Annotated in this window: 23 protein-coding genes; 9 read left to right on the forward strand and 14 right to left on the reverse strand. The window is 69.9% G+C overall.

Annotated features, from left to right (window positions below; all coding sequences use genetic code 11):
* Positions 1 to 9 precede the first annotated feature (9 nt).
* From HC028_RS05250 to HC028_RS05260, 3 genes are all read right to left on the reverse strand, one after another.
* Positions 10 to 933 (reverse strand): sugar phosphate isomerase/epimerase family protein, encoded by a 924-nt coding sequence (locus tag HC028_RS05250; RefSeq protein WP_239075537.1) that lies wholly within the window; start codon positions 931 to 933, stop codon positions 10 to 12.
* Positions 934 to 997: 64 nt separating this feature from the next.
* Entirely contained in the window at positions 998 to 3,109 is a 2,112-nt protein-coding gene (locus tag HC028_RS05255) for a PQQ-dependent sugar dehydrogenase (RefSeq protein ID WP_168073514.1), read from the reverse strand.
* Positions 3,110 to 3,255: 146 nt separating this feature from the next.
* Positions 3,256 to 3,396 carry a hypothetical protein gene (locus tag HC028_RS05260; RefSeq protein WP_168073515.1) on the reverse strand — a complete coding sequence of 47 codons (141 nt, stop codon included), beginning with the start codon at positions 3,394 to 3,396 and terminating at the stop codon, positions 3,256 to 3,258.
* A gap of 145 nt (positions 3,397 to 3,541) precedes the next feature.
* Here HC028_RS05260 and HC028_RS05265 point away from each other — a divergent pair, with 145 nt between their 5' ends.
* The 5 genes from HC028_RS05265 (at position 3,542) to HC028_RS28385 (ending at position 7,960) form a co-directional block, all read left to right on the forward strand.
* Positions 3,542 to 5,080 (forward strand): SDR family oxidoreductase, encoded by a 1,539-nt coding sequence (locus tag HC028_RS05265; RefSeq protein WP_239075538.1) that lies wholly within the window; start codon positions 3,542 to 3,544, stop codon positions 5,078 to 5,080.
* A 57-nt stretch (positions 5,081 to 5,137) separates the two neighbouring features.
* Entirely contained in the window at positions 5,138 to 6,454 is a 1,317-nt protein-coding gene (locus HC028_RS05270) for a cytochrome P450 (protein ID WP_168073516.1), read from the forward strand.
* 77 nt (positions 6,455 to 6,531) lie between these two features.
* On the forward strand, positions 6,532 to 6,855 hold the full coding sequence (gene cutA, locus HC028_RS05275; protein WP_168073517.1) for a divalent-cation tolerance protein CutA: 324 nt from the start codon (positions 6,532 to 6,534) through the stop codon (positions 6,853 to 6,855).
* An 81-nt stretch (positions 6,856 to 6,936) separates the two neighbouring features.
* A complete protein-coding gene (locus HC028_RS05280; RefSeq protein ID WP_168073518.1) occupies positions 6,937 to 7,584 on the forward strand; it encodes a DUF433 domain-containing protein in 648 nt (215 codons plus the stop codon).
* A 19-nt stretch (positions 7,585 to 7,603) separates the two neighbouring features.
* Positions 7,604 to 7,960: a PIN-like domain-containing protein gene (locus HC028_RS28385; protein WP_338091272.1), complete on the forward strand. Its 357-nt coding sequence runs from the start codon at positions 7,604 to 7,606 to the stop codon at positions 7,958 to 7,960.
* Positions 7,961 to 8,007: 47 nt separating this feature from the next.
* Here HC028_RS28385 and HC028_RS05290 read toward each other — a convergent pair whose 3' ends face one another.
* From HC028_RS05290 to HC028_RS05310, 5 genes are all read right to left on the reverse strand, one after another.
* A complete protein-coding gene (locus tag HC028_RS05290) occupies positions 8,008 to 8,160 on the reverse strand; it encodes a DUF6584 family protein (protein ID WP_168073522.1) in 153 nt (50 codons plus the stop codon).
* Positions 8,161 to 8,276: 116 nt separating this feature from the next.
* A complete protein-coding gene (locus tag HC028_RS05295) occupies positions 8,277 to 8,993 on the reverse strand; it encodes an ABC transporter permease (protein ID WP_168073524.1) in 717 nt (238 codons plus the stop codon).
* Positions 8,990 to 9,949, reverse strand: a complete 960-nt coding sequence (locus HC028_RS05300; protein ID WP_168073526.1) for an ABC transporter ATP-binding protein — start codon at positions 9,947 to 9,949, stop codon at positions 8,990 to 8,992. Before HC028_RS05300 ends, HC028_RS05295 begins: the two co-directional genes overlap by 4 nt.
* Positions 9,946 to 10,791, reverse strand: coding sequence for an ABC transporter permease (locus tag HC028_RS05305; protein WP_168073528.1), 846 nt, complete (start codon positions 10,789 to 10,791; stop codon positions 9,946 to 9,948). The genes HC028_RS05300 and HC028_RS05305 overlap by 4 nt, the downstream gene beginning before the upstream one ends.
* Positions 10,784 to 11,695 carry an ABC transporter ATP-binding protein gene (locus tag HC028_RS05310; RefSeq protein WP_168073530.1) on the reverse strand — a complete coding sequence of 304 codons (912 nt, stop codon included), beginning with the start codon at positions 11,693 to 11,695 and terminating at the stop codon, positions 10,784 to 10,786. Before HC028_RS05310 ends, HC028_RS05305 begins: the two co-directional genes overlap by 8 nt.
* Before the next feature lie 109 nt (positions 11,696 to 11,804).
* Here HC028_RS05310 and HC028_RS05315 point away from each other — a divergent pair, with 109 nt between their 5' ends.
* Entirely contained in the window at positions 11,805 to 12,896 is a 1,092-nt protein-coding gene (locus tag HC028_RS05315) for an ATP-dependent DNA ligase (protein WP_168073532.1), read from the forward strand.
* Positions 12,897 to 12,999: 103 nt separating this feature from the next.
* Positions 13,000 to 14,493 carry an alpha/beta hydrolase gene (locus HC028_RS05320; RefSeq protein WP_168074184.1) on the forward strand — a complete coding sequence of 498 codons (1,494 nt, stop codon included), beginning with the start codon at positions 13,000 to 13,002 and terminating at the stop codon, positions 14,491 to 14,493.
* 18 nt (positions 14,494 to 14,511) lie between these two features.
* Here the strand turns inward: HC028_RS05320 and HC028_RS05325 are convergent, their stop codons facing one another.
* The 4 genes from HC028_RS05325 to ligD form a co-directional block, all read right to left on the reverse strand.
* Positions 14,512 to 14,679 (reverse strand): DUF4236 domain-containing protein, encoded by a 168-nt coding sequence (locus HC028_RS05325; protein WP_168073534.1) that lies wholly within the window; start codon positions 14,677 to 14,679, stop codon positions 14,512 to 14,514.
* Positions 14,680 to 14,719: 40 nt separating this feature from the next.
* Positions 14,720 to 15,649: a DMT family transporter gene (locus HC028_RS05330; RefSeq protein WP_168073536.1), complete on the reverse strand. Its 930-nt coding sequence runs from the start codon at positions 15,647 to 15,649 to the stop codon at positions 14,720 to 14,722.
* Positions 15,650 to 15,822: 173 nt separating this feature from the next.
* Positions 15,823 to 16,389 (reverse strand): NYN domain-containing protein, encoded by a 567-nt coding sequence (locus HC028_RS05335; protein ID WP_168073538.1) that lies wholly within the window; start codon positions 16,387 to 16,389, stop codon positions 15,823 to 15,825.
* Positions 16,390 to 16,454: 65 nt separating this feature from the next.
* Positions 16,455 to 17,462 (reverse strand): non-homologous end-joining DNA ligase, encoded by a 1,008-nt coding sequence (gene ligD / locus HC028_RS05340; protein WP_168073540.1) that lies wholly within the window; start codon positions 17,460 to 17,462, stop codon positions 16,455 to 16,457.
* Between the two features lie 76 nt (positions 17,463 to 17,538).
* On the opposite strand from ligD, the gene msrB reads away from it, so the two are divergent.
* On the forward strand, positions 17,539 to 17,949 hold the full coding sequence (msrB, locus tag HC028_RS05345; protein WP_239075540.1) for a peptide-methionine (R)-S-oxide reductase MsrB: 411 nt from the start codon (positions 17,539 to 17,541) through the stop codon (positions 17,947 to 17,949).
* Positions 17,950 to 17,958: 9 nt separating this feature from the next.
* A complete protein-coding gene (locus tag HC028_RS05350; protein ID WP_168073544.1) occupies positions 17,959 to 18,387 on the forward strand; it encodes a GNAT family N-acetyltransferase in 429 nt (142 codons plus the stop codon).
* A gap of 35 nt (positions 18,388 to 18,422) precedes the next feature.
* On the opposite strand, the gene hemQ is transcribed toward HC028_RS05350, so the two are convergent.
* Together hemQ and hemG are read right to left on the reverse strand one after the other, a co-directional pair.
* On the reverse strand, positions 18,423 to 19,136 hold the full coding sequence (hemQ, locus tag HC028_RS05355) for a hydrogen peroxide-dependent heme synthase (protein ID WP_168073546.1): 714 nt from the start codon (positions 19,134 to 19,136) through the stop codon (positions 18,423 to 18,425).
* Positions 19,133 to 20,500 (reverse strand): protoporphyrinogen oxidase, encoded by a 1,368-nt coding sequence (gene hemG, locus HC028_RS05360; protein WP_168073548.1) that lies wholly within the window; start codon positions 20,498 to 20,500, stop codon positions 19,133 to 19,135. Before hemG ends, hemQ begins: the two co-directional genes overlap by 4 nt.

Genomic DNA, 20,500 nt, shown 5'->3' on the forward strand with positions numbered 1-20,500 from the left:
GCCGATCCCTCAGTACCGCAGGTTGCGCAGGTAGCGGTAGCCGACCTCGGCGGTCTGCTGGGGGGTCACATCGGGGGTGTCGTTCTCGACGATGTACTCGATCACCGAGTGCTTCCTGAAGATCCGGGCAAAATCGATCATCCCGGTGCCCAGGTCGGCCATGTCGCCGGTGGACTTGTCCCGGTCCTTTACGTGGTACTGCAGTACGCGCTGCGGTGCGGAGCGGATGACATCGAGCGTGAAGCCCTCGGGGTCGGCCACTCCGTCGCCGGAGTTGATTCCGCCGGTGACGGCCCAGTAGATGTCGACCTCGAGGTGCACGAGCTTGGGGTCGAGCTCCGCTGTCAGCACGTCCCAGGGGCGCTTGCCGCCGCCGAGGTCGATGGTGAACTCGTGGGCGTGGTTGTGGTAGCCGTAGCGCAGGCCGGCCTTGGCCGCCGCCGCGGCCTCGACGTTCATCTGCTCCGCCCAGCGCTTCCAGTCGTCCGCGCGCTCGGAGTAGAGGTACGGCACCACCATGAACTTCTGGCCGAGGGTGACCGCATTCTGGATCTTCTGTCCGAGGCCGGCGGCGTCACCGGCGATCCCGTCGTGGCTGGAGCTGGCCTTGATGCCGATGCTGTCCAGGAACTGGCGCAGCTGGGCAGCGGTACGCCCGAAGTAGCCGAGCGCCAGCTCCACCTTCGGGTAGCCGATCCGGGCGAGGTGGGTGAGGGTCGCGTCGTACCCCGGCGCACCCCACAGCGCGTCGCGTACCGTCCACAGCTGGATGCTGATCTGGCCCGGGGGAACCTGCCGCTTCCTCTTGTCGTGGTCGTCGTGGTCGTGCCCGCGGGGGGCCGCCGTCGCCGCCGTCGCGCCGATCCCCGACGCGGCGAGGCCGACACCGGCGAGCGCAGCCAGTGACCCGCGCAGCAGTCTCCGTCGGTCCATGATGGACCGCCGTAACGCGGCCTCTCCGTCGAATCCGTAACACATGATGGCTCCTTCTTGCTGCTTAGGCGGTGGGGGTCAGGACGACCTGGTCTGTGCCGGTGAGGGCGGGTAGGCCGTTACCACCGGCGTCGGTGTAGGACGCGACGAACACGGCGGTCAGGTGGTCCTTCGCCGGGTCGTGGCCGGACGGCACCGTCGTCTGGATCGTGCCGGTGCAACCGTTGGCGGTGGTCTGCGGGTGGCCGTGCGTGTCGTGGCCGAGGATGTACGTGACGCTGACCTTCGCGCAGTCCACGGGCTGGTCGTCGGTCGCCTGCACCTCGAACTGCACGGCGTCGCCGAACTTGAACGCTTGGCCGGCGACCGGCTTGACCAGCTTCACCACGGGCTGGGCGTTGCCGACGACGATCCGCACCGATGCGGAGGCCGAGCGTCCATTTCGGTCAGTCACCTTGAGCGTGGCGCTGTAGAGGCCGTTCTGGCGGAAGGTGAACGTCGGGTTCGCGTCGCGCGAGTCGACCTTGTTGTCGTTGTCGAGGTACCACTCGTACCTCAACCGGTCGCCGTCGGCGTCGGTGGTGCCCCCGCTGGAGAACGTGACGGTCAGCGGCGCGAGCCCGTTGGTGGGCGTGGCCGAGACGTGCGGCTCCGGAGTGTGGTTGCCGGTCCAGCCGATGTAGTCGATCCGGGCCAGTTGCGCGTCCGGGTTCTCGCTGAAGAATCCGTCACCGTACTCGAGCACGTAGAGCGCGCCGTCCGGGCCGAACTCCAGGTCCATCGGATTGTCGAAGATGAACGAGGGCAGCACCGGCTCGATGCCACTCAGGCGGCCGCTGGAGTTGAGCTTGAAGGCCTTCACGTAGTCCCGGGTCCACTCGTGGAACAGCGGCTTGCCCTCGTAGTACGCGGGCCACGCAACCGGGGCGCGTCCCCGCGTCGCGCGGGGATCGAACTGGTACGCCGGCCCGGCCATCGGTCCGATGCCGCCGGTGCCCAGCTCCGGGAACTGCGCCGAGGGGCCGTAGCCGTACCAGACGTCCGGCTGCTGCACCGGGGGAAGCTGCCGCAGCCCGGTGTTGTGCGGCGACTCGTTGACCGGGGCGGCGCAGTTGAACGGCTGCCCGGACTGGCCGGCGGCGAAGTCGTAGTCCACGTACGGCAGCTGCGCGGTGGCGCAGTAGGGCCACCCGTAGTTGCCGGCCTTGCGGGCGACGAGCCACTTGCCCTGCCCGGCCGGCCCGCGCTTCGGGTCGGCCTGGCCCGCGTCCGGCGAGTAGTCGGCGACGTACAGCTCGTTGGCCTGGCGGTTGAACTCGATCCGGAACGGGTTGCGCAGGCCCATGAGGTAGATCTCGGGCCGGGTGCGGGGCGCGCCCTTCGGGAAGAGGTTCCCGTCCGGGATGGCGTACCCGCCGTTGGCGCCGACCTTGATGCGCAGGATCTTGCCGCGCAGGTCGTTGGTGTTGCCCGAGGTGCGCTGCGCGTCGAACGCCGGGTTGCGGCCGGGGCGCTCGTCGATGGGGGTGTAGCCGCCGGACGCGAACGGGTTGGAGTCGTCACCGGTGGACAGGTAGAGGTTGCCCTTGGAGTCGAAGACGATGTCCCCGCCGACGTGGCAGCAGATGCCGCGGTCGACCGGCACGTCGATGATCTGCTGTTCGGTGGAGAGGTCCAGCTTGTCCTTGACCAGCCGGAACCGGGAGAGCCGGAGGGCGCCCTTGAACTTGGCGAAGTCCGCGGCGGTGCCCCACTCCGGCGCGTCACCCTCGTTGACGTTCGGGGTCGACGGGTCGTCGACCGGGGTGTTCATCGGCGGGGAGTAGTACAGGTAGACCCAGTTGTTTCCGGCCTTGCCGAAGTTGGGGTCGATCGCGACGTTCTGGAGGCCCTCTTCGTCGTGCCGGTAGACGTCCAGCGTCGCGGCGACGGTGTTCCGGCCCGTGGTTGGGTCGTGCAGCCAGACCTCGCCCGCGCGGGTCACGTGCAGCACCCGGCTGTCGGGCAGCACGGCGAGGTCCATCGGCTCGCCCGGGTGATCGTTGAGGGTGACCTTCTGGAAGTTGCTCTCCGGGGGTGCGCTTGTCGCGCCTGGCTCGGCCATCGAGATAGTTGGCGTGGCGATGAGCGCGGTGGTCGTCAGGCCCGCTATGGCGAGCGCGAGTCGTCTCTTCATCTGCCTCTTCTTCTACTTAGGACTGACCGGGGGGGGAGGTCGGGGCCTTGCGGTTTTCCTCTTCTGTGCGGGGTTTCGGGCACTGCTAATTCGCCCGTCGCGCGGCGACAGGCGAAGAATGTGGGAGGTAGGGGTGAGTGTTCGAGTCAGGTCGTGACCGGTCGCCAGCAGGCGTAGATGCTCGCGGATGTCTCGACCACGGTCGGGCCGTTGGCGCCGCGCCTGCCCTGCGGAGCAGCAGGCGCGCTCACCGCCTGCCGGTTCACCTGGACGAAACACGCCGCCATGTGACCGACGCTACAAAAGGCATCTCCATATGTCCATACGTTTCATCGGAGAGACCGTGACTTTCATTCGTTCCGACGACAGCTAACCGTCATTCCGGCGAAAACTTTTCTTCAGTTCGACGAAAGCTGGCTTTGGCCATAGATGATGACGAACCTCGCGAGTACGACGCTGCGCTCGATGACCCGCTACCCGGACTGGCATCGCCAGCGGGCGCTCACCAGTGAGTACAGTTCAGCGGTGATTTCGCACGACGGTATCGACCCGACGCGGCTGGCGACCTGCCTCGCCGTCCTCGCCGAACTGGACAACCTGCCGACCGACCACCCCGACGTCGAGCGGGTCCGGCGCGCGACCGCGCGCCTGTACAAGGGCGTCAAGCAGCGCAAACGCCAGGAACGGCGGGCGGCGATCACCGCTCACGACACGGCGGTGACCGAGGCGACCGCGACCGGCGCCCCGGGCCGCATCGACGACGAGACGCAGGGCATCCCGCTCAAGGTCGCCACGACTGCCGCCACGGTCGGCACGCTGCGCCGCGCCCGCTCCTGCTACACCTGCAAGACGCGTTACACCGAGGTCGACGCGTTCTACCACCAGCTGTGCCCGCCGTGCGCGGAGCTCAACCGCAGTCGCCGCGACGCGCGTACGGACCTGACCGGCCGCCGGGCGCTGCTCACCGGCGGGCGGGCGAAGATCGGCATGTACATCGCGCTGCGCCTGCTCCGCGACGGCGCGCACACCACGATCACGACCCGGTTCCCGAACGACGCGGTTCGGCGGTTCGCCGCGATGCCGGACAGCGGAGACTGGCTGCACCGCTTGAAGATCGTCGGCATCGACCTGCGCGACCCCGCCCAGGTGATCGCGCTCGCCGACGCCGTGGCCGCGGACGGCCCGCTGGACATCCTGATCAACAACGCCGCACAGACCGTCCGGCGCAGCCCGGGGTCGTACGCCCACCTGGTCGCCGCGGAGTCGGCCCCGCTTCCGGCCGGGCCGCTGCCCGAGCTGATCACCTTCGGCCACGTCGGCAAGGACGCCGGCAGCCCGGTGGCCGCGCTGACCGGCCCGGCGCAGGCCGCGTCGGAGATCACCCCACAGGCGCTGACCGCCCTCGCCCTGACCAGCAGGTCTGCCACCCCGGACCGGATCGCCGCGTCCACGGCGATCGACGCGGGCGGGCTCGTGCCGGACCTGGCCGCCGAGAACAGCTGGAGCCAGCGGGTGCACGAGATCGACCCGGTCGAGCTGCTCGAAGTACAGCTGTGCAACTCGACCGCGCCGTTCATCCTGATCAGCCGGCTGCGCCCGGTGCTCGCGGCAGCAAAAGCCCGGCGGAAGTACATCGTGAACGTGTCGGCGATGGAGGGCGTCTTCAGCCGTGGGTACAAGGGCGCCGGCCACCCGCACACCAACATGGCGAAGGCGGCGCTGAACATGCTGACCCGCACCAGCGCAGTGGACATGTTCGCCGACGGCATCCTGATGACCAGCGTCGACACCGGTTGGATCACCGACGAGCGGCCGCACCCGACGAAGATGCGGCTGGCCGACGCCGGCTTCCACGCGCCGCTCGACCTGGTGGACGGCGCCGCGCGGGTCTACGACCCGATCGTGCGCGGCGAGGCGGGCGAGGACCTGCACGGCTGCTTCTTGAAGGATTATGCCCGCGCCGCCTGGTGACCCCGCGCTGGTGACACCCTCTAGCGTTACTGGCCGGTAAGGTGGCACCGTGATCTTATGACCGCGACTGCGCTGCCGTCCCAGCCGACTGTCATCCCCGGCCCGCCCGGGCACCCGCTGCTGGGGTCCGTACCGGCCCTGCAGCGCGATCTGCTCGGCACCCTGATGGAAGGTTTCCACCGCCACGGCGACGTGGTCACGTACCGCATCGGGGCGCGGTGGCAGCGGCTCGGCAGCGATCTGGTCGCCGTGTACCACCCCGAAGGCGTCCGCCACGTGCTGACCAACCCACAGGTCTTCGGCCGGCGCACCGCCGGGTTCGACGCGCTCACCGAGATGCTCGGCGAGGGTCTGCTCACCAGCGACGGCGACCTGTGGAAGCGGCAGCGCCGGACGCTGCAGCCGCTGTTCACCCCGCGCCGCGTGGCCGGGTACACCGACCTGATGACGGCGGAGGCGGAGCGCGTGGTCGGCGAGGGCCAGCCCGGGTCAGTCGTCGACCTGCACGAACTCATGGGACGGTACGCGCTGCGCGTCGTCGGGCGGGCGCTCTTCGGCGACGAGATCGACGACGTGGCACCCGCCCTGCTCCGGCTCGTACCGTTCGGGAGCGATCTGAGCCTCGCGCGCAGCATGCAGATCGTTCGGCTGCCGCTGGGGGTTCCCACGCCCCGCAACCGGCGCTTCCGGCAGGTCAGCGCCGACCTGTACGCGATCGTCGACCGGATCCTCGCTCGACGATCCGACGGTGACCGTGACGACATGCTCAGCCGGCTGCACGCGGCCCGCGACCCCGAGACCGGCCAGCCGCTGTCGCGGGCGGAGATCCGTGACCAGGTGCTGGTGTTCCTCCTCGCCGGCCACGAGACCACCGCGGGCGCGCTGACCTTCACCCTCCACCTGCTCGGCCGGCACCCCGAGATCCAGGAACGGGTCGCCACCGGGGACTCAGATCTCGTCCGGGCCGCCCTGATGGAGGGGATGCGCCTCTATCCCCCGGCGCACAGCACCGAACGGCGGGCCACCGCCGACACCGAGATCGCCGGCTACCGGATCCGGCGGGGCACCCCCGTACTGGTCTCGCCGTGGGTCACCCACCGGCACCCCGAGTACTGGCCGGACCCCGAGCGGTTCGACCCGGACCGGTTCCTCGGCGACCGTGACCGGGACCGGCCGCGGTACACCTACTTCCCCTTCGGTGGTGGCCAGCGCAGCTGCATCGGGGAGCACTTCGCGCTGCTGGAGGCGACGGTCCTGCTGCGTACGCTGCTCACGCGGTACCGGGTAGAGGCGCTCGACGCGCAGCTGCGCCTCACCCCGCTGATCACGCTGCGGCCGGCGGCGCCCGTACGGGCTGCACTGTACCCCCGGTGATTCGCGCGACGCCCGGTGATTCCGTGCGCGGAGACAAGCTCCGGTTCTGGGTACCTTCCAGCTGAGGGAGGTACGAGGTGGCGGAGTTCGTCCAGGTGTCCACGACGATCGACTCGCCCGACGCGGCGACCGAGCTGGCGCGGTCGGCGGTCGAGGCGCGTACGGCGGCGTGCGGTCAGGTCGTCGGGCCGATCAACAGCGTGTACTGGTGGGAGGGGAAGGTCGACAGCGCCCAGGAGTGGCTGGTGCTGTTCAAGACGACGGCCGACCGGGCGGACGCGCTCGTCGAGTACATCCGCGCGCTTCACCCGTACGAGGTGCCGGAGGTCATAAGCACCCCGATCACGGGCGGGAATCCCGCGTACCTGGCGTGGATCGGTCAGGAGACCCGGCCGCGGTAGTTCGCATTCACCCCTTGAATCGGGCAGTGGGAACAGCACATCTCATGGGATGCTCAGATCGTTCGAAGGAGGGGGTGCACCATGGTTGACCGCTTTCGTGATCCGCTGCTGACGCCGCAGGAAACGGCTCGGCATCTTCAGATTCCCGAGCAGACCCTGCGTAGCTGGCTGCGAGATCAGGCCGCCGGTCATCCGCTGGTTCACAGCGTCCCCGCAGAACGCCGAGGCTGGCCCTCCGTACCGTTCGTAGCGGTCATCGAGGCTTACGTCCTGCGGGCACTGCGTAACCTCGGCCTTCCCACGACGAAGATCCGTGCGGCGGCGACTGATGTCCGTGAACTCTTTGGCACCGAGTACGGGCTGGCAACGCGACGCATCGCCACCGACGGGCTGGATATCTTCGTGCACTACCTGGACAGTGACGAGATCGCACGCGCCGGCGACCGGCAGATGCCTATCCGTCGGGTAATCGACGATTACCTGAAGTACGTCGTTTGGGATGACGACGACTTCCCCAAGCGACTCATTCTGAAGCAGTACGACCCCGACATCGCGAAGGTTGTCATCGATCCGCGGTTCGCGTGGGGTGCTCCGATCCTGCAGGCCAGCAAGACGCCGGTCGAGGCCATCGTCGGCATGTGGAGAGCTGGGGAGACCGCGGATGTCGTCGCCGACGAGTACGGGCTGACCCGTGACCAGGTCGAGGCCATCGTCCGAGTCGCCACCTGAGTTCTTTGTTGACCGGTGACTGGGTCGCGGAGCGCCGCGGCTATTAGTTGAACGAGGATGGTCCATTCACCTGGTGGCGGACCACTTCGCAAATGACGGCCAAGAGATCAGCGACCCAGAGTGGATCGAGTACGGCCTCAGCCACGGGTGGTCGCTTCTTACCCAGGACCGACGGATCCGTACGCAAGCGTCGGTTCACGTGCTGCTGAAGAGGTACAGGGCGGCCGTGCACTGTCTGAGCAGTTCGGAGTTGCCGGTAGCGGTGCGCGCCGACCGATTCGACAAGCACCAGGCGACGATTTACCGGACGGTCCGTGCGGGCCGGATGGGCTTCTTCGTCGTGTACGAGGACGAGGTCGCACAGCGGTGGCCCTGACCCGATCACCGTGCTTCCAAGATCTACGAAAGCGACCGCCGAGCGGCCTAAAACACCAGCTTGAGGGCAGCACGCCGAGCCCGGATCTCCAGGTCGTCCGGGTAGGCGGCCGTAAGGCTCGCGAGACGCTGCATCGCGGGGTGAGTATGCCCACGACCGAGGTCTGCGTCCACCCGACCCAGTACGTCATCCTTCGCCATGATGATCATTGTCGTGCGTTGGAAAGACGCAGGCACGCCAATTTCGACAGGACCACCTGGATCTTGGAAGATTTGACACCGTATTCGATGTCAAATCTTCCAAGATCCACAAAGACTCAGCTCGTCTCGCCCGCGACGCTGAACGAGCGCAGCCGATCGATCGCCAGCAGCGTGCCGCCGACCGTGAAGACCACGGCCATCACCACCGACACGGGCACCGAGACCCGCCCGGCGAGAAGCTGGGTGTCACCGACCCGGGCGGCAACGGCGGTGACGTACTGCTGGATCGACAGCATCCGGGTCCCGCTGAGCAGGTTGCCCAAGAGCCCTTCCCAGAGCAGGACGTAGATCAGGCCGAGCAGCACCGGCCGGCGCGTGACCAGGCTGAGCGCGAGGAAAAGCGCGGAGTACGCGAACGCCCCGACGGCGCAGCCGACGGCGAGGCCCAGCCCGAGCCGCGCCGAGCCCGCGATGAGCCCGGCGACGACCATCGGCACGCCGACGGTCACCGCGGTCACGGCGACCGCGACGGCCAGCTTCGTCAGGATGATCTGGCTGCGGGGCAGCGGTTTGGCCAGCACGTGCACCAGCGTCCCGTCGTCGATCTCGGAGCCGAGTACGCCGGTGCCGACGATGAGCGCGATCACCGGCAGTACGGCCCCGAACCCGAGCCCGCCGAGGATGGGCTGCGCCCACGCGCGAGGCGAGGCGCCGAGCGCGTCGGAGAGCAGGGCCAGCCCGATCAGCAGCAGCGGCAGCGGGAGCAGCAGGAGGAACCGGCGACGGCCGAAGAGGCCACGGGCCGTGATCCGGGCGATCGTACTGTCAATCATGACGCCACCAGGTAGGAGAAGACACTTTCCAGGGACTCGTCGGTGGGCAGCACCCGCCGGAGGCGGATGCCCGACGCGTGGGCGATCTTGGGCAGGGCCCGGGTGAACGTGCCGTAGTCGGCCGCGCGAACCGTCAATCCGGCCGCCTCCAACTCGACTCCGGTCACCGATGCCTCAGCCATCAACGCGACGGCGAGCGCCCGGTCGTCGCTGGACGACACCGTGAACACGTGCGGCCGGTTGGTCATCAGCCGGCGGATCCGCCGGTAGTCGCCCGACGCGGCCAGCCGCCCCGCCACGATGACCTGGACGGTCCCGGACAGCTGCTCGACCTCTTCGAGGATGTGCGAGCTGAACAGGATCGTGCGGCCCGCCGCGCCCATGCTGTGCAGCAGGTCCATCATGTGCATCCGCTGCCGCGGGTCCATGCCGTTGAACGGCTCGTCCAGCAGCAGCACCTGCGGATCGTGAACGAGCGCCGCCGCGACCCTGGTGCGCTGGCGCATGCCCTTGGAGTACGTGGCGATCCGGCGATGCTGGGTGTCGGCCATCTCGACCAGGTCGATCGCCCGCCGCGCCGCTGCTTCCGGCTGCGGGAGCCGGTGCAGCCTGGCGCTCGCCAGCACGAACTCCCAGCCGGTCAGGAAGCTGTGGACCGCCTCCCGTTCGCTGACCAGCCCGAGGTGCCGGTACACCGCGGGGTTTCGCCAGGCGGGCGCGCCGGCGACCAGGACCTCACCCCGGGACGGCGCGAGGAACCCGGCCATCATGTGCAGCAGCGTCGTCTTGCCCGCCCCGTTCGGGCCGAGCAAGCCGGTCACGCCGGCGGTCAGGCTCATCGTCACGTCGTTGACCGCCACCACGTTGCCGTACCAGCGGGAGACGCCGCGCAGTTCGATGTCGGCGGCCGGGCGCGGCGGGGCGACCGGGCCGGAAGCCACGTGCACGGTACTCATTGGGCCACCCTCCGGTAACGGACCAGCAGGAGCAGGACGCAGGCGGTGACCAGCGCGACGACCGCCAGGCCGTACACCGGGCCGTACGACCCGATGTCCATGCCCTGCAGGTCGAACAGCCAGACCCCGGTGGCCTGGACCACAGTGGACGGACTTGCCAGGAAGGCGAGCTGGCGCGCCGCCGGTCCGCCGATCCCGATGAGAACGCCCACGACCGGCGCCGTCACCACGAACACCGCGACGATCAGGGCCGCCGCGACGGCCCTCCGGCCCGCGAGGGACGCCACCAGCAGCGACAGCGACGAGTACACCGCGGCGACGATGGCAGCCTGGCCCAATCCGGGGAGGAAGTCGAGGACCTCGTTCCAGACCGCCTTCGGCCCGTGTACGGAGAACACGCCGCCGACGAACATGAGCAGCAGCGGGCCGGCCAGCATCAGCCACACCGCGCTCGTCAGTGCGGCGAGCTTGGCCAGCGCGTAGTCGGTGCGGCGCAGCGGCCGGGAGAAGTACAGCGGGAGGACGCCGCCGCGCAGGTCACGCGAGACCAGTTCGGGCGCGGCAGCCGCACAGAACAGGATGGCCAGCAGGGCGACCGAAACGGAAAACTCCGCGTAGCTCATCACCGGTGCACCCTGGGCCCGCACCGCGGTGAGGACCACGGCGACCATGGCGACGATCCCCACCGTCGCCCACGGGAAGATCTTCGCCTTGGCGCTGCGCCCCAGGCCGAACGCGGTGCGCAGGCCGTGCAGGTACAGCGAGCGGATCGCATACCCCCGGCCCAGCCGTGGGCCGGTGTAGCGCTGGTACCCGATGTCGTGGATGACACCGCTAGACATTCGCGGCCTCCGTCCGGAAGAGTTCGGCGACCCGGTGGCGCCGCTGGTCGAGCCGGTGCAGCGGCAGGTCCAGGTCGGCGATCGCCCCGAGCACCACGTCGTAAGTTCCTTCCCCGCCAAGCGGGACCATCAAGCCGCGCGGGTCAATCTCAGGGCGAAGACCTAACGCCGCCAGCCTGGCCGCGAGCTCCTGCGTACCCTCGCCGACCTCGACGGCGAGCACGTCCGTCGCGGTCGTCATCGCGGAGATCCGGTCGGAGCGCAGCAGCCGCCCGCCGTCGATCGCGACCAGCGAGTCGCAGATCCGCTCGACCTCCCCCAGCAGGTGGGAGCAGACGACGACGGAGATGCCGAACTCGGTGCCGATGCGCATGACCAGCGCCAGCATCGCGTCCCGACCGGCGGGGTCGAGGCCGTTGGTCGGCTCGTCCAGCAGGAGCAGATCAGGATCGTGTACGAGCGCCTGAGCGAGCTTCACCCGCTGCTTCATGCCGGTCGAGTAGCCGCCGATCTGGCGGTACCGCTCCTCGTAGAGGCCGACGTGGCGCAGCGCCTCGGACGCGCGCTCCCGGGCCGCCGTGCGCGGCAGGCCGCTGACGCGGGCCATGTGCGTGACGAACTCCGCCGCGACCAGGTCCGGCGGGAGGCAGTCATGCTCGGGCATGTAGCCCACCCGGGCGCGGACCTGCTCGCCGTCGGTCGCCGGGTCGAGGCCGAGGACCCGCACACCGCCGCTCGTCGGCGGCAACAGGCCCAGCAGAATTTTGATCAATGTCGACTTGCCAGCGCCGTTCGCGCCGACCAGCCCCACGACTCCCGGCTCCACGTCGACCGTCAGCTCGGACAGGGCCGTGACGCCGTTCGGGTACCGCTTCGTGAGCAGCTGCGTTGTGATCAGGGACACGCACCCACCGTACGGAACCGGGGCCACTCCCGATATCCGGAACGACCCCGACACGCCCCTGATCTGGACCCGGGGTCCGCTAAGGGGCCGTGAGTGCAAGACTGCCGACATGGAACTCCCGGTACTTCCGCCGATCGAACCGATGCTGGCCACGAGCGTGCCAGAGATCCCGACCGGCGAGGGAATGACGTACGAGCCGAAGTGGGACGGGTTCCGCTGCATCGTGTTCCGCGACGGCGACGAGATCGAGCTGGCCAGCCGTGGCGGCAAGTCGATGACCAGGTACTTCCCCGAGGTCGTCGAGCAGGTGCGGGCCCAGTTCCCGCCGCGCTGCGTGGTCGACGGCGAGATCGTGGTGATCCGCCACGAACCCGACTCGATCCCCAAGCTCGACTTCGAAATGCTCGGGCAGCGCATCCACCCGGCCGCGTCGCGCGTCAAGCTGCTGGCCGAGACGACACCGGCCTCGTTCATCGCGTTCGACCTGCTGGCCGTGGACGACGAATCACTCATGGGCGTCGGGTACGCGTCGCGCCGGGCCCGGCTGGAGGAGGTGCTCGCGGACGTCAAGCCGCCGGTGCACGTCACCGCCGTGACCCACGATCCCGACACCGCGCGCGAGTGGTTCGACGTGCTCGAAGGCGCGGGGCTGGACGGTCTGGTCGCCAAGCCGGCCGACATCCCGTACGTGCCGGGCAAGCGGCTGATGTACAAGATCAAGCATGCCCGGACCGCGGACGCGGTCGTGGCCGGCTTCCGCTGGCACAAGGACGGGCCGATCGTGGGGTCGCTGCTGCTGGGCCTCTACGACGACGCGGGCGTGCTGCACCACGTCGGGGTCAGCGCGTCGTTCAGCAAGGCCCGCCGCGCGGAGTTGGTCGAGGAGCTGGCGCCGTACCGGATCCCCGCCGCCGAGCACCCGTGGGCCGCCTGGACTTCGGCCGAGGCGCACGCCAACGGCACGCAGCGGATGCCGGGCGCGCCGAGCCGCTGGTCGGGCAAGAAGGACCTGGGCTGGGAGCCGCTGCGGCCGGAACTGGTCGTCGAGGTCGGCTACGACGCGATGGAGGGCGACCGCTTCCGGCACACCGCCCAGTTCAAGCGGTGGCGGCTGGACCGCGACGCCCGCTCGTGCACCTATGAACAGCTGGAACGCCCCCTGCGGGTGGACGTCACCGAGGTGCTGGCCGGACGCGTATGACAGCGGGGTGAGCGCGCGCGACGTACGCTCGTACACCGGCGCTCGTCCGGAAAACAGGGGGTACGCGGTGATCCGACGCTCCGTACTGGCGGCTGTCATCGTCATGGTGCTCGCGCTGGCAGGCTGTGTCAGCCCGAACGGCCAGTGGTCGACGCCGGTGGCAGACAAGGCACGCGCGCCGCTCGCCGCGGCCGGCGGTGTCAAGTGGCGGCCCTGCCCCGATGTCGCGAAGGCGTCGCTGGGCCGGCCCCCGGCCAACGTGACGTACGAGTGCGGCACCGTGAACGTGCCCCGGGACTGGGCGAAGCCGAACGGCGGCAAGCAACTCGGCGTCGCGCTGCTGCGGGCCCGGGCGACCCACCAGACCAACCGGATCGGCTCCCTGCTGGTCAATCCCGGCGGGCCGGGCGGCTCCGGGGTCGAACTCGCCACGTACCTGTCGGCCGGGCTGCCCGCCGAGACCACGCAGCGCTTCGACATCGTGGGCTTCGACCCACGCGGCGTCGGCCGGTCCGAGCAGGTCAAGTGCTTCTCCGACGCGCAGTTGGACGCGTCCTTCGGCGCCGACCCGGACCCGGTCTCGCCGGCCGACTTCGACAAGGCGGTCACGCTCGGCCGGACGATGGCGCAGAGCTGCGGCGACAAGTACGGCGACGATCTGCGGCTGTTCTCCACCGAGCAGGCGGCGCGTGACATGGACGCGATCCGCGCGGCGCTGGGCGAGCAGAAGCTCACCTACCTCGGGTACTCGTACGGCACGCTGCTGGGCGCCGTGTACGCGCAACTGTTCCCGACCCGCGTCCGCGCGTTCGTGCTCGACGGGGCTATAGACCCGACGCTCGGTTCGGTGGCGGGCGCCGAGTCACAGGCCAAGGGCTTCGAACGCGCCTTCGACAACTTCGCGGCCTGGTGCCGGGACAACGCCGGCAAATGCCCGATCGCACCCGACGCCCGGGCGGCCGTGACCTCGGCGATCGACTCCGCGCGCCGCAGCCCGGTGCGCGGGCCGGACGGCCGGGCGGCGACGGCCGGCTGGGTGCAGACGGCGGTGATCGCGTCGCTGTACAGCCAGGAGCAGTGGATCCAGCTCGCCACGGCGATCGACAACCTGCGCAAGGGCAACGCGGCCAGCGTGCTGCGGCTGGCCGACTCGTACGCCGAGCGCAACCCCCGCGGCCAGTACTCCAACCTGTTCGACGCGAACATGGTGGTCAACTGCACCGACGACGGGAGCACGCCGCCGGTCGACAAGCTGCGCGCCCTGCAGAACGACTGGCGGACGAAGTACCCGCTGTTCGGCCCGTCCACCGCGCTCAACCTGGTCTGCGCCCAGTGGCCGGGAAAGCGCGATCCATACCCGGCCGGCGCGGCCAAGGGAGCGCCGCCGATCCTGGTCGTCGGCACGACCGGCGACCCGGCCACGCCGTACGAGCAGACCCCCAAGCTGGCCGAGATGCTCGGCGTGGGGGTCGTGCTCACCTGGCAGGGCGAGGGGCACACCGCCTACCCGCAGACCCGCTGCATCACCCAGGCCGTCAACCGGTACCTGATCGACCTGACCGTGCCGGCGAAGGGCACCACCTGCCCGGCGGCCTGAGCCGCCGGGCAGGAAGCGCTACCGGGAGATCCAGGAGAACGGGCCGGGCAGGTCGAAGCGCTGCCTGCGGGTACGCGAGTTCCACGACCAGCGGCCGAAGCGCAGGCTCCACGACGAGAGTCCCCGGCGCCCGACGTTGAGCCGGAACGGGCCGAACTTGACAATCTTGCGGTACATCAGCGGCATGACAGGCACCTCCAGCTAGAGATATCCCTAGATATACCCGCTACCGCGGCACCCCATTCGGGACGCTGCTCACATCGGCATCGGCCACCGGCCGGCGGTCGGCCGAGCGACGGGCGTGCAGGTTCGCCGCGACCAGCGCGGCGATCGTGATCAGCGCCCCGATGAGTTCGGCGATGCCGGGCCGGTACCCGAGCACGATCGCCACCGCGAACGCCGTCACCGGCACGAGGTTCATGAACAGCGCCGCGTTGGCCGCGCCGAGCCGGTGGACCGCGATGTTCCAGGCCAACGACGCGGCGAACGTGCCGGCCAGCACGATGAACGCGATGTCGAAACCCGCCGCCCGCACGTCGGCAGGCGTCGGCGGGTGCTCCCAACCGATCAGGTTCGCCGCGACGGTACAGCCGACGATGGCGCCGGTACCGGCCACGGCGGTCAGGGCGGTGTAGCGCAGCGGCGACCAGGCCGCGAACCGTCCGGCGCCGTGGGTATAGATGGACCAGCCGACGACTGCGGCGAACGCGTACAGGTCACCGATGTTGACGCTGGCCAGGGAGTCGAGGCGGCCCCGGGTGATGACCAGGGCGACGCCGGTGAGCGCGAGCGCGATCAGCGCGAGGGAGACCAACTGCGGGCGTACGCCGTCGCGGGCCCAGCGAACGAGGACGGTCACCAGCGGGGTGAGGGCGGTCATCAGGGCGGCGTTCTGAGGCTGGGTGTGGGTCAGCGCGACGCTCGAGAAGAGGTTGAACCCGGCGAAGCCGACCGCACCGAGCACGGCGGCCTCGACGAACCGGCCCTCGTAGCGCAGCCCGGTGCGCCGCTCCCGCCACACCAGGACCGCGAGAAGGAGCAGCGTCGCCAGAAGGTAGCGGATCGCGGTGAGGTTGAACGGCTCGACGTGGTGGAGGGCATCCCCGACGACCGAGAACGTCACGCCCCAGAACACGACGGCGACAAGCGCGGACACGCCCAAACCCCTTTGTTCGACGATCTTGGAGCGAACGGTAGGGCAAGCGGCCGCGCAGACGCCGAGCTAGTCGAACGGAGTGGGATTGGTCACTTGAGCGACGTGTGACGGACTGCGCTGCTGTCGACCTCTCGACGGCTAGTCCGGTGGGCCTCACCGCACCGGACCTGCCATTACAGGAAGTGCAGCGGGTCGAACTTGTCGATCGGGATGATCCGCACCCTGGGAAGCGGGTGGGTGAAGCAGAGCGCGTCGTCTTCAAGATCGAATATTTCCAGCCCGGCCTCGGTCAGATCAGCGAATCCCGCGTTCAGGTGTTCGGGGAACCCGACGACACCCACCCGGCGGTCGGTGCCCAGAAGACTGGCGATCTGCGGCAGAAAGTCACCGTCATGACTGGCAAGGAGCACATTCCCCGGCCACTGCTCAAGAGCTTCGAGGGTCCGTTGGATACCGATGTCCACGACCTTCTGATTCACACCCGCGAGTGGAATAGGCCGGTACTCCATGCTCAGGAGCGCACGAACGAATGCCGTCGGCAGTTCCCCGGAAGAGCCGTTGAGGAAGAAGAGCGCCTTCACCGGCTGCTCCCACTGCTCCTCAGCGAACCGACGCAGCCGATCCCAACGGGGTCGTTCCTCGGAAGACGGACGGCGGTCCAACACCTCGACGCCCAAGGTCGCGTCGATGTTCTCCCCGTCGACGATGAGGTAGGTCACCGCATTCGTTGATTCGACCACGCTGACACTCCCTAGCCCCTGTCGAGCGTACGTCGCCGCGATCGGAGGGCAGCGAGTCCGTACCGTCAGTTGTTCTTCAGGTCGCGGTCCTTGCTCGGCTGTACCCGCTTGGGCTCCCCCGGCATCTTCGGGTAGTCCGGCGGGTACGGCAGGTCGGCCGCGCCCTGCCGGTCGTACCACTCCAGCAGCGGCGTGAGGTCGTACGCGACCTCGTCGATCGCGGCGTGCGGATCGACACCGGCCGCCAGCCGCGCCGGCACCGTCCGCAGGTCGAAGTCGTCCGGCTCCACGTCGGACAGCTCGTCCCAGGTCACGGGGGTGGAGACGGTCGCGCGGGCGTTGGCGCGCAGGGAGTACGCGCAGGCGATCGTGCGGTCGCGGGCCATCTGGTTGTAGTCGACGAACACCTTGGACCCGCGCTCCTCCTTCCACCACGCGGTCGTCACCAGGTCGGGCCGGCGCCGCTCGACCTCACGGGCGAACGCGATCGCGGCGTGCCGCACGTCGACGAAGGTCCAGTCAGGCCTGATCCGGACGTAGATGTGCACGCCCCGGCCGCCGGACGTCTTCGGGTAGCCGGTCCAGCCCAGCTCGTCGAGGATCTCGCGGACCGTGCCGGCCACCTTCACCGCGTCGGCGAAGTCCGTGCCGGGCTGCGGGTCAAGGTCGATGCGCAGTTCGTCCGGGCGCTCGACATCGGCGCGGCGCACCGGCCAGGGATGGAACACGACCGTGTTCATCTGCGCGGCCCACACCACGTGCGCGAGGTCGGCCGGGCAGAGTTCGTCGGCGCTGCGCCCGCTCGGAAACGTGATCTTCGCGGTCTCGACCCACGGCGGTACGCCGCGCGCCGGCACCCGCTTCTGGAAGAACATCTCGCCGCCGACGCCGTCGGGGAAGCGCTGCAGCGTCGTCGGCCGGTCGCGCAGCGACCGCAGGATCGCGTCCCCCGCCGCGAGGTAGTACTCGACCACGTCCCGCTTGGTGAACCCGCGCTCGGGGAACGTCACCCGGTCCGGGCTGCTGACCCGGACCCGCCGGCCCGCTACCTCGAGGTGCAGATCGTCCGCCATGACCGCCCACCATACGCCGACCGGCGGCGACTGATGTTGTATTGAAGCCATGGAGCACCAGACCCAGAAGCCAGAAATGCACAAGACCGAGGACGAGTGGCGGCAGACGCTGTCCCCGGCGGAGTACCACGTGCTGCGCGAGGCCGGCACGGAACGACCCTGGACCGGTGAGTACGTCTCCACCACCACCAAGGGCGTGTACCGCTGCCGTGCCTGCGGGGCGGAGTTGTTCTCCAGCGACACCAAGTTCGAAAGCCACTGCGGCTGGCCCAGCTACTGGAGCCCCCTCGCGGAGGATCGGGTACGCCTCCTGGAGGACACCGCGCTGGGCATGCGGCGGATCGAGGTGCGCTGTGCCCGGTGCGATTCCCACCTGGGCCACGTCTTCGAGGGCGAGGGCTACCCGACCCCCACCGACCTCCGGTACTGCATCAACTCGATCAGCCTGACCCTGGAGCCCCTCGGGGAGGTACCGGCCGACCAGTAGGTTGAGCGGGTGATCCTCCGGACCGCGCGCTTCGCCGAACTCGACGCCGCCACGCTGTACGCCCTGCTGCGGCTGCGGGTAGACGTGTTCGTGGTGGAGCAGACCTGCCCGTACCCGGAACTGGACGGCCGGGACGTCGAGCCCGGCACCGTCCACGTCTGGCTCGACCAGGACGGGCGCCCCGCGTCGTACCTGCGGATCCTGGAGGATCCGGGCGCGGCGCGGATCGGGCGGGTCTGCACCGCCGCCACACATCGCGGCGACGGTCTGGCCGCTCGCCTGGTGGCGGCGGCGCTCGACCTGATCGGTACGCGGCCTGCCGTCCTGGACGCGCAGGCGCACCTCGCCGACTTCTACGCCCGGTTCGGCTTCGAGGTCAGCGGGGCGCAGTTCGTCGAGGACGGCATCCCGCACGTACCGATGCGGCGGAAGCCCTGAGGCAACGCCCTGAGGCAACGCGTTAGGGCAACGCGTTAGGGCAGCGCTGCGACCAGGTCGCCGACGGACCGGCGCCGGCCGGTGAAGAACGGGATCTCCTCGCGGACGTGCCGGCGGGCGCCGGAGGCGCGCAGGTCACGCATGAGGTCGACGATGCGGTGCAGTTCGTCGGCCTCGAACGCGAGCATCCACTCGTAGTCGCCGAGCGCGAACGCCGCGACCGTGTTGGCCCGCACGTCCGGGTAGCCCCGCGCCATCCGGCCGTGCTCGGCCAGCAGGGCCCGGCGCTCCTCGTCGGGCAGCAGGTACCACTCGTACGAGCGCACGAACGGGTAGACGCAGACGTAGTCGCGGGGGTGCTCGTCGGCGAGGAACGCCGGCAGGTGGCTCTTGTTGAACTCCGCCGGGCGGTGCAGCGCCATCTGCGACCACACCGGTTCGAGGTTGTGCCCCAGCGCGGTGCGCCGCAGCATCCCGTACGCCTCCTGCAGTGCGTCGGGGCTGGACGAGTGCCACCACACCATCAGGTCGGCGTCGGCCCGCAGGCCGGACACGTCGTAGGTGCCGCGCACCACGACGTCCTTGTCGGCCAACTGGGCGAACAGAGCCTCGACCTCGGCGGCCATCTCGTCGCGCGGCGCCGGACCGAGCGGGTCGTCGACCCGGAACACCGACCACATCGTGTACCGGATGGTGGCGTTGAGGTCCCGGATACGGGCTGCGTTGGTCTGCGACTCGGTCTCGGTCATGACGTCAATCCTTCCAGAACTCGGTCGGCGGCTACCCAGCCGGACCGGACGCAGGCGGGGATGCCGACCCCGTCATAGGCTGCGCCGGCGAGGGCGACGGTCGCCGGCACGCTGGCCCGGGCGGAGGCGACCCGTTCGAGGTGGCCCGGGGCGTACTGCGGCAGCGCGCCGCCCCAGCGCTGTACCCGCGACTCGATCGGCGCCGGCAGCGGCCGGCCCAGCAGCTGGCCCAGCTCGGCGTGGGCGAGGTCCACCAGCTCGGGATCGGAGCGCTGCAGGACCCGCTCGTCGCCGTAGCGGCCCAGCGACGTCCGCACGAGGGTCACCCCTGGCCGGCGCATGTGCGCCCACTTCCGGTCGAAGAAGGTGGCGGCCTTCACCGCATACCCTTCCGTCGCCGGCACGAGCAGCCCCGACAGCTCGGGCAACTCGACCTCGGGCAGGGCGAGGGTGACGAGCGCGACGCTGGCGTAGTCGAGCGTGCCGACGAGCGTGGAAGCGCCGGGGGCGACCTCGGCCAGCAGCCGCGCGGCCGGTGTCGCCGGGGTCGCGAGGACCACCGCGTCGCACGCGATCGTCTCCGGGTCCCGGGTGGAGCCGACGGTCACCTGCCAGCCCGCGCCGGCCGGCGTGATCGACCGGACCGGCAGCCCGAGCCGGAGGTCGACCCCGCCCAGGCGGTCGGCCACGGCCGACACCAGGCGCCCCACTCCCCCGACGATCGTGCCGAAGATCGGCCCGCTGCTCGCCGGCCGGGCGGCCAGCGCCGCGCGTACCGCGCCGACCAGGGTGTGCTCGCGCCGAGCGGTCGCGGCGAGGGCGGGCATGGTCACCGCGAGGGAGAGGTGGTCGGCGCGGCCCGCGTACACCCCGCCGAGCATCGGGTCGACGAGCCGGTCGGCCACCTCGTCGCCGAGACGCCGACGCACGAGCACGCCGACGCCCGTGTCCTCCTCGGGCCCCAGGAGCGGCCGGCCGCCGTCGTGGTCGCGCTCCGGAGCGGCCGCTGCGACCCCGTCGAGGGCATCCAGATCACCGGGTACGCCCATCAGCGTGCCCGCCGGCATCGGCCGCAGCTGCCCGTCGACGGCGAGCGCCGCCTTGCCGATCGCCGGGTACACCAGCGAGTCCGCCAGCCCGACCGCGTTCACCAGCTCGATCGCGGCGCTCGGGTTGCCCTGCGGGTCCCGGACCGCGAACGCCTCCGCGCCGAGCTCGACCGGCCCGCCGGCGATCTCGGTCGTGTGAAGTTTTCCGCCCAGCCGGGAGCCCTGCTCCACGAGCACCACTTCGGCGCCCCGCTCGACCAGCCGCTGCGCGGCGGCCAACCCGCTGATACCGCCCCCGACGACGACGATGCGCAT

It is taken from the genome of Planosporangium flavigriseum (assembly GCF_011947225.1).
Taxonomy (GTDB): Bacteria; Actinomycetota; Actinomycetes; order Mycobacteriales; family Micromonosporaceae; genus Planosporangium; species Planosporangium flavigriseum.